The organism is Streptococcus sp. HMSC034B05, assembly GCF_001809055.1.
GTDB classification, from domain to species: domain Bacteria; phylum Bacillota; class Bacilli; order Lactobacillales; family Streptococcaceae; genus Streptococcus; species Streptococcus constellatus.
The window spans coordinates 1-204 of sequence record NZ_KV795604.1; the positions used below are offsets into that span (position 1 = coordinate 1).

At 41.2% G+C, this 204-nt stretch carries 1 protein-coding gene; it reads left to right on the plus strand.

The features are described from left to right. Position 1 precedes the first annotated feature (1 nt). The coding region (locus HMPREF2542_RS04290; protein WP_148129460.1) for an ATP-binding cassette domain-containing protein at positions 2 to 204 on the plus strand (203 nt) is incomplete at its 3' end.

A 204-nucleotide genomic window follows, 5' to 3' on the forward strand; every position in this document is an offset into this window, starting at 1 on the left:
GATGACATTATTAGATGTTCAACATGTTAAAAAGATTTATAAAACGCGCTTTCAAGGAAATCAAGTGGAAGCACTGAAAGACATTCATTTCACAGTGGAAAAAGGCGATTATGTCGCCATTATGGGGGAGTCTGGTTCTGGGAAATCCACCCTCTTGAATATTCTTGCCATGCTGGATAAGCCAACCGAAGGACGCGTCTTTCT